Origin of the sequence: Rhodoplanes sp., from assembly GCF_013377085.1 — a bacterium.
Classification (GTDB): Bacteria; Pseudomonadota; Alphaproteobacteria; order Rhizobiales; family Xanthobacteraceae; genus Rhodoplanes.
In genome coordinates, this window is record NZ_JACAAX010000036.1 from 1 (window position 1) to 16070 (window position 16070).

13 protein-coding genes are annotated in these 16070 nt (G+C 68.6%); 9 read left to right on the forward strand and 4 right to left on the reverse strand.

The window, feature by feature from the left end; genetic code table 11:
- Positions 1-344: 344 nt before the first annotated feature.
- Positions 345-1547, forward strand: a complete 1203-nt coding sequence (locus HXX10_RS21610) for a hypothetical protein (protein ID WP_296525137.1) — start codon at positions 345-347, stop codon at positions 1545-1547.
- 723 nt (positions 1548-2270) lie between these two features.
- Here HXX10_RS21610 and HXX10_RS21615 read toward each other — a convergent pair.
- Positions 2271-2423 carry a hypothetical protein gene (locus tag HXX10_RS21615; RefSeq protein ID WP_296525139.1) on the reverse strand — a complete coding sequence of 51 codons (153 nt, stop codon included), beginning with the start codon at positions 2421-2423 and terminating at the stop codon, positions 2271-2273.
- Positions 2424-2808: 385 nt separating this feature from the next.
- On the opposite strand from HXX10_RS21615, the gene HXX10_RS21620 reads away from it, so the two are divergent.
- From HXX10_RS21620 to HXX10_RS21655, 8 genes are all read left to right on the forward strand, one after another.
- Positions 2809-3807 (forward strand): ABC transporter substrate-binding protein, encoded by a 999-nt coding sequence (locus HXX10_RS21620; RefSeq protein WP_296525141.1) that lies wholly within the window; start codon positions 2809-2811, stop codon positions 3805-3807.
- A gap of 177 nt (positions 3808-3984) precedes the next feature.
- A complete protein-coding gene (locus HXX10_RS21625) occupies positions 3985-4854 on the forward strand; it encodes an ABC transporter permease (RefSeq protein ID WP_296525143.1) in 870 nt (289 codons plus the stop codon).
- Positions 4855-4870: 16 nt separating this feature from the next.
- Positions 4871-5674 (forward strand): ABC transporter ATP-binding protein, encoded by an 804-nt coding sequence (locus HXX10_RS21630; RefSeq protein ID WP_296525144.1) that lies wholly within the window; start codon positions 4871-4873, stop codon positions 5672-5674.
- A 193-nt stretch (positions 5675-5867) separates the two neighbouring features.
- The gene (locus tag HXX10_RS21635; RefSeq protein WP_296525146.1) at positions 5868-6626 is read left to right on the forward strand and encodes an ABC transporter permease; all 759 of its coding nucleotides are present in this window, start codon (positions 5868-5870) and stop codon (positions 6624-6626) included.
- A 19-nt stretch (positions 6627-6645) separates the two neighbouring features.
- Positions 6646-8175, forward strand: a complete 1530-nt coding sequence (locus tag HXX10_RS21640) for an amidohydrolase family protein (protein WP_296525148.1) — start codon at positions 6646-6648, stop codon at positions 8173-8175.
- 13 nt (positions 8176-8188) lie between these two features.
- The gene (locus tag HXX10_RS21645; RefSeq protein ID WP_296525150.1) at positions 8189-9061 is read left to right on the forward strand and encodes an FAD binding domain-containing protein; all 873 of its coding nucleotides are present in this window, start codon (positions 8189-8191) and stop codon (positions 9059-9061) included.
- A complete protein-coding gene (locus HXX10_RS21650; RefSeq protein ID WP_296525221.1) occupies positions 9058-9531 on the forward strand; it encodes a (2Fe-2S)-binding protein in 474 nt (157 codons plus the stop codon). Before HXX10_RS21645 ends, HXX10_RS21650 begins: the two co-directional genes overlap by 4 nt.
- Positions 9532-9670: 139 nt before the next feature.
- The gene (locus HXX10_RS21655) at positions 9671-12025 is read left to right on the forward strand and encodes a xanthine dehydrogenase family protein molybdopterin-binding subunit (protein ID WP_296525152.1); all 2355 of its coding nucleotides are present in this window, start codon (positions 9671-9673) and stop codon (positions 12023-12025) included.
- A gap of 134 nt (positions 12026-12159) precedes the next feature.
- Here the strand turns inward: HXX10_RS21655 and HXX10_RS21660 are convergent, their stop codons facing one another.
- From HXX10_RS21660 to flgK, 3 genes are all read right to left on the reverse strand, one after another.
- The gene (locus HXX10_RS21660; RefSeq protein WP_296525224.1) at positions 12160-13230 is read right to left on the reverse strand and encodes an Ldh family oxidoreductase; all 1071 of its coding nucleotides are present in this window, start codon (positions 13228-13230) and stop codon (positions 12160-12162) included.
- An 89-nt stretch (positions 13231-13319) separates the two neighbouring features.
- Positions 13320-14246, reverse strand: a complete 927-nt coding sequence (locus HXX10_RS21665) for a flagellin (RefSeq protein WP_296525154.1) — start codon at positions 14244-14246, stop codon at positions 13320-13322.
- A gap of 16 nt (positions 14247-14262) precedes the next feature.
- Positions 14263-16035, reverse strand: coding sequence for a flagellar hook-associated protein FlgK (gene flgK, locus HXX10_RS21670; RefSeq protein ID WP_296525156.1), 1773 nt, complete (start codon positions 16033-16035; stop codon positions 14263-14265).
- Positions 16036-16070 lie beyond the last annotated feature (35 nt).

A 16070-nucleotide genomic window follows, 5' to 3' on the forward strand; every position in this document is an offset into this window, starting at 1 on the left:
CGAAAGAGCTCGACACCGGAGGGGTGCCGAGCTGCTTTCGCCTCAGACAGCACCCGGTTGCGTGGACTGGATGCACGCCCAATAAGCGCCCCAGACCTTAACGAGATCTGTCCGGGCCAGCGGACCAGTGGCTCTGAAAAATCTCGCAAAATTTACGGTTCGACCGCCAACCGGCTCGATCCGTTGCCGAAACGAAGCCGTGCTGCGGCGGTCCGCCGCGCCGTGCGGCGCGCCGTCGCAGGCGTGTTGCGGGCAGGATCGCGCGTTGCCCGTGGGATCGCCCTTGCGGCGAGCCGCGCCCCGGTCCAATGCTGGGCCATTGCGTCACCAGATCGATCGAACCCATGTCGACATTTCGCGGATTTCTGCATGGCCTGCGCACCGAAGGGCTGCACAGCCTGGTGCGCTTGGCGCGCAACGAGCTCGCCGGCCCCCGCCTCGCCCTGACGCGCCGCATCCGCCGCGCGGTCACGCGGTTCGGCGACCGCTGGCACACATCCACCACGGCGAGCGCCGCCTGGTCGGACGATTGCCTGCAGGTCTGGTGGGACCTCTCGGTTGCCCCGGTCTCGATGGACTTCGCCGCGACGCTGGCGGCGGCCGAGATCGAGCGCCGCATGCGCGGCCTCGCCGGCATCAACGTGATGGTCGTGCTGGGGCCGTTCCACGGGGTCAAGCGCGAGACCCCGGCCCACGAGGTCGCCGACGATCCCGAGACGCGGCTGTGGCGGCTGCGCCACGAGCTGATCCCGATGCTCGCCATGCTGCCGAGCGTGCGCGGCTTCGCCCTGTGCGCCGACCGGCAGCAGGCCTGGTCGTTGATCACCGACGACCCGGCGCGGCTCTATCCGTCCGACTACCGGGTCTTCCTGCCGCGCCGGCCCGACCCCGCCGCGGCGCGGGAGCACGCCAAGCACGGCGGCACCGTGTGGCCGCTGCTCGCGGCGACGCGGCATGGCCACGCGCTCGCCGAGGAGTATCTGACGCGCGTGGCGCAAGGGCGTCGCGCCGTCGTGATCACGCTGCGCAACAGCGAACTTTCGCCGGGGCGCAACAGCCGCATCGCCGACTGGGTGGCGTTCGCCGACGGGCTCGATCCGGAGCGCTACGCGCCGGTGTTCATCCACGACGGCGCCCCGACCCTGCCGCCGCCGCCCGAGCTGGCGCGGCATCCGGTGTGCGAGGCGGCGAGCCGCGACATCGAGCTGCGCATGGGCCTCTACGAGCGCGCCTGGCTGAACATGGGCGTGCTGTCCGATCCGCTGATGCTCGCCTGGTACAACGAGCGCGCCCGCTACCAGGTCTTCGTGCCGGTCGGGGCCGACCGCGACATCACGGCGAAGGCGCTCACCGATGCCGGCCACCGGATCGGCGGCGACATCGAGTTCGCGCGGCCGTGGCAGCAGCTCGTCTGGAAGCCCGACGAGATCGCGGCGATCCGCCCGGCCTTCGCCGTCATGGAGGCTCGCCTCGCAGCGCTCGAGGCGATCGAGCGCACCGATCCGAGCGCGATGGCGCCGGCCGGAACGGTCGCGTCGCCCGCGTGAGCCGATCGAGGCGGCCGGGCGACAGACGGCGCGCGCGGGCCGGGCCCGCGCGGTCGATCTAGCGGCGTTTGGTGTGAGAGCGGCGCCTTTGTGCGGCGCCCAATGGAAGTGCAGCGCCCTATGGGACGCGGCCCGACGACCTGCGAGCCTGCGTCACCCCCGGCAACGAGAGTTTGCCGCGACGAGAGCAGGTGTGGAGGGCAGCGTCAGACCAGGAACGTCAGAAGGGTCGAGATCAGACAGCCGCTCACGAACAGCGTCCAGTCGCCACGATCGAAGCCGAGGAAATGCATGGAACTGGCGGTGTCGTCGTACATGACCGTCCCCGTAAAATACGCATGGCCCATGCGACCTGAACGCACGGGGGCGGACAAAGTTCCATCGTACCGTCGATTTCGGGAGGTCGGGCCGGCCGGGAGAACCGCGACGAGGACAGGGCCGGCCGATCGATCGCCGCCGCCCGGCGGGGCGGACTTATGCGCGCCTGATTATACCAGCCGTCACATACTCCGACTCGTCATACGCGGGCTCGACCCGCGTATCCATCTCTAGAAGAGATCTTATTTTCAGTAGCTTGATGGATGGCCGGGTCAAGCCCGGCCATGACGCGAGGGGACGAAGCCGATGAGGGCTGGTATTACGCCCCCGCTGCGCCCTGGCGGACACTCGTCGCCCCGGGTCACCCGACCGAACGAGATGTCGGCTGCCGGCCCCGTCCGCGCTCTAGGCCTTCGGCCGCCAGTCGACCAGGAAGGCGTCGATGGAGTGCAGCCAATCGGCGTTCTTGGCGAGCAGCTCGGAGGTGCGGGCCATCATGGCGTAATGATCGCGTTCCTGTGCCGATACCGTCGTCTCGGCGCGACCTGCAAAGCTCAATGCATTTCGTCTGTGCTGCTCGGCATCGAGTAGCACGTCTCGCGGCGACCGACGCATGACACGACCCGCCTGATGACACTGACTGCAACTGCGCCAGACTAGCTCGAACCGGCGCGCAGATCCACGGGAAGGTTGTGTCTTTCCACAATACAGCCGGCGCCACGACGAATTCGCGAAATGCGCGAACGCTGTCTTGATCTCGCGAAAAGGTCCGGCTCAAATGGTTTTCATGGACCCCGGCCGGCGCCAAGGGGCCATCTATAATTCATCTGGATCAATCAATCAGTACTTTTGATTTGCTTTCCTGATGAAATGCCGGCGGAATTTGCCCGGGTCCGGGCCCCGCTGCGTGCACGGCCGGTGCACTTCTCGACGGAGACTCCGAATGCTCATCCTTGGTCGTCTGGCCTGCTGCGCCGCCGGGCTGGCGGCGCTGTCGCTCGTCGCCTGGTCCGAGCCGGCAGCCGCCCAGCGCGTCATCCGGGTCGGCCAGGCCGACACCCTGACGGGCCAGAACCTGCCCGAGCTGATCGCCATGGCGAACACCGAGAAGCGGCTCGGCGTGAAGTTCAACGTCATCGCGCTGAAGTCCGACGACGTCGTCTTCCAGGCGGTGATCAACAACGAGATCGATATCGGCATCGGCGACGCCTACAAGGGCATCGACACCCTCAAGGCCCCGGTGCGGCACTTCTTCCTGCTTCGCCGGATCGCCTATTTCCCGGTGGTCAACAGCGAGTTCTACAAGACCTGGAAGGACCTGAACGGCGCCGACATGGCCGTCCACGCGCGCGGCTCGGCGACCGAGGCGATGGCCCTGCAGATGCAGAAGGTGAACGGCATCAAGTTCGGCCAGATCAGCTTCGTGCCGGGCTCCGAGGTGCGCATCATCGCCATGCGGCGCGGCACCATGAAGGCGACGCTGCTCGACCTGCCCAACACCCGCAAGCTCACCGAGGAGGACCCCAAAAAGTTCATCGTGCTGCCGGTGGAGACCCAGTCGGCGAGCGACGAGATCTTCTACGCCACCACCAAGTTCATCGGCGACAACAAGGATCTGGTTCAGGCGCTGTGCGAGGAGCTGCTGCGCTCGCTGCGCGCCGTCAACGCCGACCCGCAGACGCCGGCCCGCCTGCGCCAGCAGCTCGGCCTGCTCAAGGACCTGCCGAAGGCGCTGGTCGACGACATCACGCCCTATTTCGAGATGGCGGTGCCGGGCGGCCTGTTCCCGACCGACGGCGGCGGCGCCGCGGCCGCCAAGGCCGACTTCGACTTTTTGATCGCGGCTGGCCGCTTCACCGGCCAGGGCTCCGACTACAAGGTCGAGGATTTTTGGGATCTGGCCCCGCTGAACTCGGCGCTCGCCAAGGTCGGCAAGAACTAGAGCGATTTTCGATGAAGATGAATCGGCACACGAACTCCGCTCGTCCCCGCGAAAGCGGGGACCCAGGGCGCCGGGCGTGGCCCCTGGATTCCCGCTTTCGCGGGAATGAGCGGAGGTGGGTCGAGATCGCCGGAAAATGCTCTGGGTGGCGCTCTTCCGCGCCCCGGTCATGAACCGATGACACAGATCGAGCCGTCGCGACGGACCGAAGCGGACGCGGCCGCCCTCGCACCCGCGGCTGCGGTCGCCGGGACGGCCCCGCCGATCGCCACCGAGGACGGGGTGATCGGGGCCCGCTCCGACGCCGGCTGGATCTGGCAGCTCGCCTCCTTCGTGCTGGTGCTGGGCGCCTGGGAGATCGCCGGGCGCTGGCCGATCAGCCTCGCCTTCCCGCCCTTCTCGCGCGTCATGACGGCCCTGGTCGAGATGACGGCGGCGGGAGACTTCACCCACGCCTATGCCATCACGCTGCCGCCGCTGGTCGTCGGCGTCACCGTGGTCGGCGTGCTAGGCGTCGCGCTCGGCATCGCCATGGGCCTGTCGCGCGGCTTCGAATGGATCGGCATGCCCCTGATGGTGGTGCTGCAGACCGCGCCGATCGCCGCCCTGATCCCGCTGCTGACCTATTTCTACGGCGTCAGCGCCACCTCGAAGACCGCCGCCGTGATTCTCCTGAGCGCCCCGATCGTGGTGCTCAACTCCTATCGCGGCATCCGCAACACCAACGCCTCGCTCATCGACATGTGCCGCTGCTTCCTCGGCACGAGGCTGCAGCAGGTCACCAAGATCATGCTGCCGCATGCGAGCGGCATGATTTTCGCAGGCCTTCGGCTCGGCATCTCGGCCGGCTTCATCGGCGTGGTGCTGGCCGAGCTGCTGATCTCGCCGACCGGCATCGGCGACCTGATCAGCTACAACCGCTCGATCGCCCGCTACGACAAGATGTTCGCCGCGATCGTCTCGATCCTGGCGCTCGCCACCATCACGCTGTCGGTGCTGCAGCGCCTCGAAAACCGGCTGTTCCGGCCGGATCACGCGGTGTCCTGATGCACGCGGTCCCCATATGAACGCCATGACACGGCCGCTGCCCGCTAAAAGCCCCGACGAAGGCACGCCGATCGTGCGGGTCGAGGGCGTCGCGATGCGCTACGCCAGCGGCGTCACGGCGCTCGACGGCATCGACCTCGATTTTCCGCGCGGCAAGCTGACGACGCTGCTCGGCCCCAGCGGCTGCGGCAAGACCACGCTGCTGAAAATCATCGCCGGCCTGATCCGGCCGACCGCCGGCAGCGTGCAGGTCGAAGGCCGGCCCGTGACGGGCCCGGGCCCCGAGCGCGCGCTGGTGTTCCAGGACTTCGCCCTGCTGCCCTGGGCGACGGTGTTGCGCAACGTCGCCTTCGGGCTCGAGTTGCGCGGAACGCCGAAGGCGGAGCGCGAGGCGATCGCCGAAAAATACATCCGCGAGGTCGGGCTCTCCGGCTTCGAGAACCAGTATCCGAACCAGCTTTCCGGCGGCATGCGCCAGCGCGCCGGCCTGGCCCGCGCGCTGACGGTCAATTCCGACATCCTGATGATGGACGAGCCGTTCTCGGCCGTCGACGAGCAGATGCGGCGCAAGCTGCAGGAGGACCTCCTGTCGCTCCTGCAGGTCGAGCAGAAGACCGTGATCTTCGTGACGCATTCGATCGAGGAGGCCGTCTACCTCTCCGACCGCATCGTGCTGCTGTCGCGCCGGCCGAGCCGGGTCTCCGCCATCCGGGATCCCGGCATCCCGCACGACGGCCCGCCCGACCAGATCCGCCGCGACCAGCGCTATCTCGACACGGTCGACGAGATCTGGGACACGCTGAAGCAGTATCTGCAATGAGCACGGCGCCGAAAAAAGAGTCCGTCATGGCCCGGCCCGTCCACCCGTCATTCCGGGGCGCGAACCGCAGGTTCGCGGGCCCGGAATCCATACGCCCGGTCTCGGTGGCTCACGAAAGACAGGGATTATGGGTCCCGGGCTCGGCGCTGACGCGCCGCCCCGGGACGACCGGAGCATTATCCTGGGCCCGCCCATGACTCCCCGCTCCCTCCTCGACCGCGTCCCGTCCGGCCTCTCGCTCGTGGTGTGGGCGGCCGTCTGGGAGCTGATCGGCCGTTTCGGCGGCGTCGACCTGATCCCGCCGATGTCGAGCATCGCGGTCAAGGCCGTGGAGATCGTGCAGACCGACAGCTTCCTCGAGGCGCTCGCCGTCACGGCGCAAGCCTTCGGCATCGGCATGGCGCTGGCCATCGTGGTCGGCATTCCGCTCGGCGTCGCCATGGGCGTCTGGCGGCCGGCCGAGAAGCTGCTCAACGTGTGGGTCAACATCTTCATCAGCGCGCCGCTGACGGCGCTGGTGCCGGCCCTGATGCCGCTCTTGGGCATCGGCCAGACCACCGTGATCGCCACCGTGTTCCTGTTCGCCGTGTGGGTGCTGGTGATCGACACCCAGGCCGGCATCCGCCATGTCGGCTCGTCGCTCGTCGACATGGCCCGCCTGTTCGGCGGCACGCGAACGCAGATCTTCTTCAAGGTGCTGCTGCCGGGCGCGCTGCCGGAAATCCTCACCGGGCTGCGGCTCGCCGTGGTGCGCGGCGTCAAGGGCGTGGTGATCGGCCAGATCATCATCGCGCTTCTGGGCTTCGGCGAGCTGTTCGAGCTCTATCTCCAGAACTTCCTCATGGAGGAGTTCTGGGCCCTGGTGTTCGTCGTCTTCGCGCTCGCCTTCGTGCTGGTCGAGGCGGTCGGGGTCGTCGAGCGCCGTTTCGATTTTTACGCCGGCTCGCGGTGAGCCGACTCATGGATCCACAATGACCACGAACAACAACCGACTGCTGATCGCCAACGGCCGCGCCCTCCTGCCCGACGGCGATCCCCACCAGGGCGAGCGTTGCGACATTCTTGTGGAGAACGGCGCGATCAAACAGATCGGCGCCGGGCTCGCGGCGAGCCTGACAGCGCAAGGTGTCGCCTTCGAGACGCTGGACGCGACCGACCGGCTGGTGATCCCAGGCTTCATCAACGCGCACTACCACTCGCACGACACGCTCGCCAAGGGCACCATGGACGAGACGCCGCTGGAGACCTGGCGGCTGCTCGCGCTGCCGCCCCAGTATCCCAAGCGCTCGCGCGAAGAAATCCGCGCCAGGACGCTGATCGGCGCGCTGGAATGCCTGCGCTCCGGCATGACCACCGTGCAGGACATGGTGACGCTCTACCCGTTCGACCCCGAGCATTTCGAGGCCGTGATCGAGGCTTACGAAGAGATCGGCGTGCGCGCCGTGGTGGCGCTGCAATACGCCGACATCCGCGGCATCGAGACCATCCCGTACTGGAAGGACGTCTTCCCGGCCGAGTACCACCCGTATCTGTCGACCGCGGCCGAGCCCGACAAGAAGATCGACCAGCTCGCCTGGTTCGAGGAGACCGTGCTGAAGCACCCGACGCCAGGCTCGCGGGTCGGCTGGGCGCTCGGCCCGTCGGCGCCGGAGCGCTGCTCGCGCGCGCTGATCGAGCGCACGGCGGCGCTGGCGAACACCTACGGCCTGCCGATCTTCACCCACATCTACGAGTCGAAGGGCATGGCCCTGCAGGCCCGGCTCGAATACCCGCAGCACGGCGGCTCGCTGATCCGCCGGCTGGAGCAGGAAGGCCTGCTCGGCCCCCGCCTCAACCTCGCCCACTCGGTCTGGCTGCTGCAGGACGAGATCGAGATTCTGGCCCGCACCGGCACCAATGTGGTGATCAACCCGCTCAGCAACATGAAGCTGAAGAGCGGCATCCCGCCGATCCGCGCCCTGCAGGAGGCCGGCGTGTCGCTGGCGCTCGGCTGCGACAACTGCTCGTGCTCGGACGCGCAGAACATGTTCCAGGCCATGAAGCTGTTCGCCCTGCTGGTGCATGTCAGCGATCCCGATCCGGGACCGGACCAGTCGAGCCGCGCGCTCGGTGCGGCGACCACGGGCGGCGCGCACGCAATTCAGCGTGACGATCTCGGCAAGATCGCGCCGGGTGCCCGCGCCGACCTGGTGCTGATCGACCTGAAAGACCCGTCCTATGTGCCGCTCAACAGCGCGACACGCCAGCTCGTCTACACCGAGGGCGGCCGCGGCGTCGACACCGTGGTGGTCGACGGCCAGGTGGTGATCCGGCACGGCCGCCTCGCCACCATGGACCAGGACGCGCTTCTGGACGAGGTGATGGCCGTGGTGCCGAAATTCCGCGAGGACTTTGCCGTCATCGCGGCGCGCGTGGAGACGCTCAAGCCCTGGATCGCCGAGGCGCACAGAAGAATCTGGGCAGCCGATGTCGGCACCAACCGCCTGTTCACGGGCCGCTGACGGGTTTTTTTAGATGAAGCTCGCCGATGTCGAGTATGTGCGGGCCGATACGGTCGAGCACGCGCTTGCGCTGATCGCTGCGCAGGACGCCGAGACCCGCGTGCTCGCCGGCGGTCAGAGTCTGATGCCGCTGCTCGCCATGCGGCTCGCGGCGCCGGCGCGCCTCGTCGACATCAACCGCCTCGCCGAGCTGGAGCGGCTGGAGGTCGTCGACGGACGTCTGGTCATCGGCGCGCTGGTGCGGCACCACCGCATCGCCACCGATCCGCTGGTCGCCCGCGTGGCGCCGCTGCTGGCGCGCGCCGCCCCGCATGTCGCCCATCCGGCGATCCGCAACCGCGGCACCTTTGGCGGCTCGCTCGCCCACGCCGATCCGGCCTCCGAGTTCCCGGCCTGCACGCTGGCGCTGAACGCAGAGATGACGCTCGCGTCCATGTCGGGACGACGAACCGTGCGGGCCGACGCCTTTTTCGAGGGGCTGTACCAGACGGCGGCGCGCCCCGACGAGCTCTTGCTGGAGGTGTCGGTGCCGGTGGCGACCGAGGCATCGCGGTTCGCCTTCGTCGAGTTTTCACGACGCAACGGCGACTACGCGCTCGCCGGCATCGCCGCCGCCGCGACAGCCGACGGCGACCGGCTGACGGGGGTGCGGCTGGCGCTGTTCGGCATCGGCGACACGCCGGTGCTGGCGAGCGAGGCCGCTGCGATCCTGGAGTCAGGCCCCGTCACGGACGCATTGGTGAAACAGGCGGTCGCCACGCTCGACGGGATAGAAGTGCGCGACAGCGCAACCGCGGGAGAACGCTATCGCCGCCATCTCGCCCGCGTCGCGCTGAAGCGCGCCGCTCTCGCGCTCGCCCGCCCCGAGGCCGCCTCATGTCGATGATCACGATCGCCTGCACGATCAACGGCGAAAGAGTGGAGACGACGGTGTCGTCGCGCGAAAACCTCGCCGACTTTTTGCGCGACCGTCTCGCCCTGACGGCGACCCATGTGGGCTGCGAGCACGGCGTCTGCGGCGCGTGCACGATCCTGTTCGACGGCCGTACCGCCCGCGCCTGCCTGCTGCTCGCCGCGCAGGCCGACGGCGCCGTGATCGAGACGCTGGAGGGCGCGACCAGAACGGGCCGCCTCGCCGCGCTCCAAAAGGCCCTCTACGAGCGTGGCGCCCTGCAATGCGGCTTCTGCACGCCCGGCATGCTGTTCACGGCGGCCGAGCTTTTGGAAGAACACCCGGCCCCGAGCCGGGAGGAGATCCGCGAGGCGCTGTCGGGCAACGCCTGCCGCTGCACCGGCTATCAGGCGATCGTCGACGCCATCGAGACGGCGGCAAAGGACGGGCGGGCCGAGCGATGAGGCGCGTGCTCGTCCAATCCCGTCATTCCGGAAACCGACCGAAGGTCGGTTGTCCGGAATCCATAGCCCCTGTCCGTGTGTATGGATTCCGGGCTCGCCGCTGCGCGGCGCCCCGGAATGACGGGCGGAATCACAGGCCATGACATCATCTCCCGCCCTCCCCGCCCCCATCGGCGAGCGCGTGCCGCACCGACGCACGCGGCGGCTGGCGCATGGCCGCGGCCGCTATGTCGGCGACATCAAGATCCCCGGCATGCTGCACGGGACCTTTGTGCGGTGCCCGCACGCCCATGCGCGCATCGACGCGATCGACATGAAGGCCGCGAAAAGTCTGCCCGGCGTCGTCGCGGTGCTCACGAGCGCCGACATCGCGAAGGTGTGCAAGCCGTGGCGCGGCGTGCACGGGCTGTTCCCGTCGCTCAACGCGCCGCTGCAGCACGCTCTCGCCATCGACACGGCGCGCTGGAGCGGCGAGCCGGTTGCGCTGGTCGTCGCGACCAGCCGGTCGATCGCCGAGGATGCGGCGGGACTCGTCGACGTCGAATACACGCCGCTGCCCGCGGTCGCCGACCCGGAGAGCGCCCGCGACGGCACGACAAAAATCCATCCCGAATTCGGCACCAATGTCTGCCTCGCGGCGTCGCACGAGAGCGGCGACGTCGATGCCGCCTTCACCGGTGCCGCGACCGTGGCCGCGGAGACGTTTCGGTTCGGCCGCCACACCGGCGTGCCGCTGGAGCCGCGCGGCCTGATCGCCGAGTTCGATCCGACCGAGCGGCGGCTGACGGTGCACCACTCGCACCAGTGCCCACACCAGATGCAGAACGATTTTGCCGTGCTGCTCGATCTGCCCGAGCACCGCGTACGGGTGATCGCCCCCGACGTCGGCGGCGGCTTCGGGATAAAACAGCAGCTCTACGGCGACGAGATCGCGGTGTGCGCCGCCTCCATGCTGCTCGGCCGCCCAGTCGCCTGGTTCGCCGACCGGCTGGAATCGTTCACGGCCGACATCCATGCGCGCGAGCATGTGGTGCAGGGCCGCGTCGCGCTCTCGGCCCACGGCGACATCCTGGCCTTCGAGGTCGACGACCTGCACGCCATCGGCCCCTACTCGCAGTTCCCGCGCTCCAGCGCCGGCGAGGGCCGCGCCGTGCTGACCCAGACCGGCGCCCCCTACCGGTTCGACGCGTTGCGGGCGCGCGCCACCGCCGTGTTCCAGAACAAGGGCATGTCGGGCCACTATCGCGGCGTCGGCCAGCCGATCGCCTGCGCCGTCACCGAGTTGCTGCTCGACAAGGCCGCGCGAAAAGCCGGGCTCGACCCGATCGACGTGCGCCGCCGCAACATGGTGCGGAGCGCCGACCTGCCGTGGCGGGCACCGACCGGCGTCGTCTATCCGCGCCTCGCGTTCGAAGAATGCTTCGCCACGCTGGAGGCTCACGTCGATCTGGTCGGGCTCCGACGCGACTGCGCCGACGCGCGAAAGAACGGGCGGCTGCGCGGCCTGGGGCTCGCCTGCTTCGTCGAGCAGACCTCGCGCGGCTCCGGCTTCTACGGCGCCGGCGGCGTCGCGGTGTCGAGCCGCGACGGCTGCACGCTGCGGCTGGAACCCAACGGCGCGGTGCGCTGCCTGTCGAGCATCACCGAGCAGGGCCAGGGCACCGAGACCGGCGTCCTGCAGGTGATCGCCGCCGCGGTCGGCGTGCCGCTTGATTCAGTGGACATCCTCACCGGCGACACGGCGACCAGCTTCCACGGCGGCGGCACCTGGGGCTCGCGCTGCATGGCGATCGGCGGCGAGGCGGCATGGCGGGCCGGCCGCGCGCTGCGTGCCGAGATTCTGACAATCGCCGCACACCTGCTGCAGGCGGACAGCACTGCGCTCGACATCCGCTACGGCGTCGTGGTCGACGCCGGCGGCGCCGCCCGCATGACGCTCGCCGAGGTCGGCGCGGTCGGCCATTTCCGCCCGCACGATCTGCCCGGCCTGAACCCGCAGCTCGTCGCCTCGGCGAGCTACGGGCCCGACACGCCGTTCCGGGCCGGCTGCGGCATCCAGCTCGCCGTCGTCGAGATCGACCCCGACAGCGGCATGGTGCGGCTCGATCGCTTCGTCGTGGTGCACGAGTGCGGACTGGTGGTGAACCCGCTGCTGGTCGACGAGCAGATCCGCGGCGGCGTCGTGCAGGGCATCGGCGCGGCGCTGCTCGAGGAGCTGCTGTACGATTCCGACGGACAGCTCCTCAACGGCAGCATGGCCGACTATCTCCTCCCGATGGCGCCGGAGCTGTGCGACATCGAGCTCTTGCACGCCCACGCGGCCGCACAAGGCGGCGACGACCTCGGCATCGCCGGCGTCGGCGAGGCCGGCACCACGGGCGCCTCGGCCGCGGTGCTGTGCGCCGTCAACGACGCGCTTTTCGCCCGCGGCGTGTCGATCGCCCAGATCCCATGCACGCCCGAGCGAGTGCTGACGGCGCTGGGAGTCATATAAACAACTCGTCATTCCGGGGCGCGGGCTGCAAGCCCGCGAGCCCGGAATCCTTAAACACAGACCGGGGTTATGGATTCCGGGTTCGCCGCTGCGCGGCGCCCCGGAATGACCGGTCGGTTTGTTCGACAATCGCCTCAGCTCCCTACCCCCGCCACGCCCAGCCGCATGGCCAACGCCTGCAGGGCCGCGAGCGTCTTCGCCACCACCGGAATGCCGGAGTCGGAGCGGCGCGTCATCTCGCCCAGGGCGCGCTCGCCCGGGAACAGGATCGTTCCGCCCGGCTCGCGCGGCTCGGCCGCCTTGATGGTGTCGAGGAACGTCTCCATCCGCTGCTCGAACGCCTCGCGCGGCTGGAAGGCCGTGATGTCGATCGCCTGCAGCGTGAAGGAGATCCGCATCGGCAGATCGGCGGGCTGAAAGCCGTTGGCGCCCGGCAGGCCGGCGACCGCGCCGCCGAGAATGCCGGTGACGATCTCGTTGACCATGGCGATGCCAAAGGCCTTGTAGCCGCCGAACGGCAGCAGCGACATGCTCTTCAGGGCCTCGGCCGGGTCCGTCGTGTCTCGCCCCTCGCGGTCGAGCGCCCAGCCTTCAGGGATCGGAATGCCGAGGTCGCGGGCGCGAAGAATGCGCTCGACCGCCGCCGAGGTGCAGGCCATGTCGAGGGCGAAGCAGCCGTGCCGGCCGGCCGGCGCGGCCACCGCGACCGGGTTGTTGCCGAGCACCGGCGTCCTGCCGCCCGGCGGCGGCATCACGCGGCGGCTCGCCGTGGTGTAGACGAAGCCGATCATGCCGGCGCGCGCCGCCTGCAGGGCATAGTGCTTGGCCGAGGTGAGCGAGTTGGCGTTGCGCACCGTGACGAGGCCGAGCCCGTGCTCGCGCGCCTTGTCGATGGCGCGGGCCATCGCCCGCACGGCCGTCACCTGGCCGATGCTGCAGTTCGCGTCCCACAGGGCGATGGCGCCGCGATCGCGCACCACCGTGATGTCGGTCGATGCGCGGTCGCCACCGGCCTCGATGCGGCCGAGCACCTGCAGGAACAGCCGCATCCCGTGCGACTCCTCGCCCATCAGTTCCGCCTGGAGAAACACCTCCGCCGTCGCGGCGGCATCCTCCGGCGCCACCCCGAGCGCCTCGACCAGGGCGACGCAGTGCCGCCGCAGCGCCGCCGCATCGATCACGACGCGTTGTTCGTCTCCGGACATGATGCTCACGCGCGTCCTCGCTCCTTGCTGTTCGCGCGTGTTGTCGACGCCGTGCCCGACCTTGTCAATCGAACCGCGACGGCGGCCCGTCACTTCAAGTAATCGACCAGATTGAGGCTCTGGATCTTGTTGATCGCCGAATAGGCGGCCTCGAGCTGGGCCTGCCGGGTCGACAGCTCTGCCGAGGCAGCGGCGACGTCGACGTCGGTCAGGTTGGACTCGAGCGAGCTCGCCTGATCCTGGAAGGTCGTCTGCATGCTGACGGCGCTTTCCATGGTGCTGGCGTTGATCGACAGCTTGGTCTGGATCGACGACACCCCGGACAGCGCCTCCTCGGCCAGCGACAAGGCCTCGGTCAGCGTGTCGCTGTCGAGCGTGCTGCTCGACATGTTCGACATCAGGTTGAAGGCCCGCAACGCCTTCTCGAAGGCCGGATTGTCCGCCGTGACGCCGTACTGCACCACCTGCTCAGAGCTGACCCGGACCGAGGCGATCTCGTCGTCGCCGTTGTAGTAGCTGGTGCTCGCGGTGGAGGGCGTGGTCTGCGCCGGATAGGCCGACGAGGACACGTCGACCGGCTTGGTGTCGGTCATCGCACCGGAGAAGAGATAGCGCCCCTCGTATTGCGTGTTCAGCAGCGAGGCGAACTCGTCCATGTATTCCGACATGGCAGTGGTGAGACTCGCCAGCGTGCCGTCGTCGAGCGTACCGGCGTCGGTGGCCGAGACGATCGAGCTGCGCAGCGTGGTCAGCAGGTCGGTCATCTGCGTGCAGGCCGAGTACATCACCTCGATCCGACTGCCCGTATTGGTCGCCGCATCGCTGTAGGCCGTGGATTGGGCGATCGAGGTCTGCAGATCGAGAACGCGCCGGCTGGTCGCGCCGAGGCCGCCGAACGTGTCCGAGATGTTGCCGGAGGCTTCCTGCAGCTCGATCTCGACCGTGCGCGACTGCGACCGCAGCGCGCTCTGGATCATCTTCTCGCTGAGAGCGAAGGTGGCGACACGGCCCAGCATGGCGGCTTCTCCTCGATCAGCCAGACTGGACCATGTCGATCAGCGTCGAGAAGAGCTGATTGAGCACCGACACGATCTGGGCGGCGGCCTCGTACATGTTCTGCAGCTCGCTCAGCAGATTGGTCTCCTCGTCGACGTTCACGCCGGACTCCGACGACATCGCGTCCGAGACGCTGCTCTGCAGAGAGGTCGCGGTGGTCAGCTCGTCCTCGGCGCTCGAATAGGTCGTCGAGACGGCCCCGACCACCTCCGAGGCATAGTTGGCGAAGGTCGTCTTGGCGCTGCCGAGATTGCCGGCCCCCCCGAAGGTGTGCTTTTGCTCGAAGACGTCGAGCAACGCCGACGAGATGGTGCTCGAGCCGCTCGACAGCACGGTCGATCCCGTGGTCGGCGACGACGAGGAGTCGAGCGTCGACACCGCGAGCAGCGAGGTGTTCGACAGGATGTCGGAGCGCACCGAAAAGTTCGACGCGCTGGTCGCCGTGACGAGATCGTTGAGGCCGAGCCAGTCCGACAGCCCCTGCGCGCTCGTGCCGACCGAGCTGTCCATCTCGTTCACGGCGACGCCGTTGCTCGAGTCGTCCGCCGAGACCACCAGATGTCCGCTCGAATCGATGCTCGCCGACAGGCCGCTGATGCCGTCGATCGCCGTGACGAGATCGCCGACGGTCGCATAGCTCGACAGGTCGAGGTCCGCGTAGGAGACGAGATTACCGTCCGAATCGACCGCCGCGAACCGCACCGTCCCGGTCGCCGACAGCGCGTCGCTGGAGGCGAGCGTCGTCGAGCCGGTGAGGCTGGACGGAGCCGGCAGGGCCGTGCCCTGGTTGTGCACCTCGTTGAGCGCATCGGCGAGCTCGACCGCGAGATTGTCGAGATCGGACTGCGCGGCCGGCAGGGTGTCGTCGCGCAGCGTGATCAGCGCCCCGACCTTGCCGCTGGTGATCTGCGAGGTGATGTCGACGCCGTCGACCGTGATGCCGGAGAAGCCGCTCGGCGGCGTCGCGCTGTAGGTGGTCTGCGACGTGACCGTGGAGGCGCTCGAATAGGAGAGCTCGTGGACCGAGCTGTCGACCAGCACCTGGCCGCTGCTGGTATAGACCTGCACCTCGTTGTTCGAGTTGGTGAACCAGGTCACGTTCGTCAACGAGGCGAGGTTTTCGAGCGCCGTGTTGCGCTGGTCCTCGAGGTCGCCGGTCGCGGCGCCGGAGGCCTGCGCGCTGACGATCCGCTCGTTGTAGGAGTCGATGTCGTTCAGCGCCTGGTTGATCGAATCGACCGAGGTGTCGATGTCCGCGTCGGCGTTCGCCCGCAAATCCTGGATGCTGCTCGACGTGCTGCGGAGCTGGGACGCGAGCGTGTCGAGCGAACTGATCACCTGGGCCTGCAGCGTCTCGCTCTCCGGCGTATCGGACAGCGACGTCAGCGCCGAGCTGAGATCGGCGATCAAGTTGGCGATCGAGGTGCCGGTCTCGGTGTCGTCGCTCGACGAGGTCGACCCGTAGAGATTCTGCAGGAGGCTGGTGTATTCCTCGGTCGCCGTCGCCGCACCGAGCCGCGAATCGGCGGAGACCAGCGACGAGAGCAGCAGCTTGTCGACCTTGCTGGCGATGCTGCTGACCGTGACGCCGGTTCCGACCCCGTCCGTCACGTCGGCCGACTGCGTCGCCACCTTGCGGGTGTAACCGTCGGTGTCGGCGTTGGCGATGTTGGTGGACGTGACGCTGATCCGCGTCTGCGCCGTCAACAGGGCGCTCAAGGCGATGCTGCGAGCGGCGCTGAGCGACATCGTCCGTCTCCCTCCGGTTGGCGCCGCCAGACCCC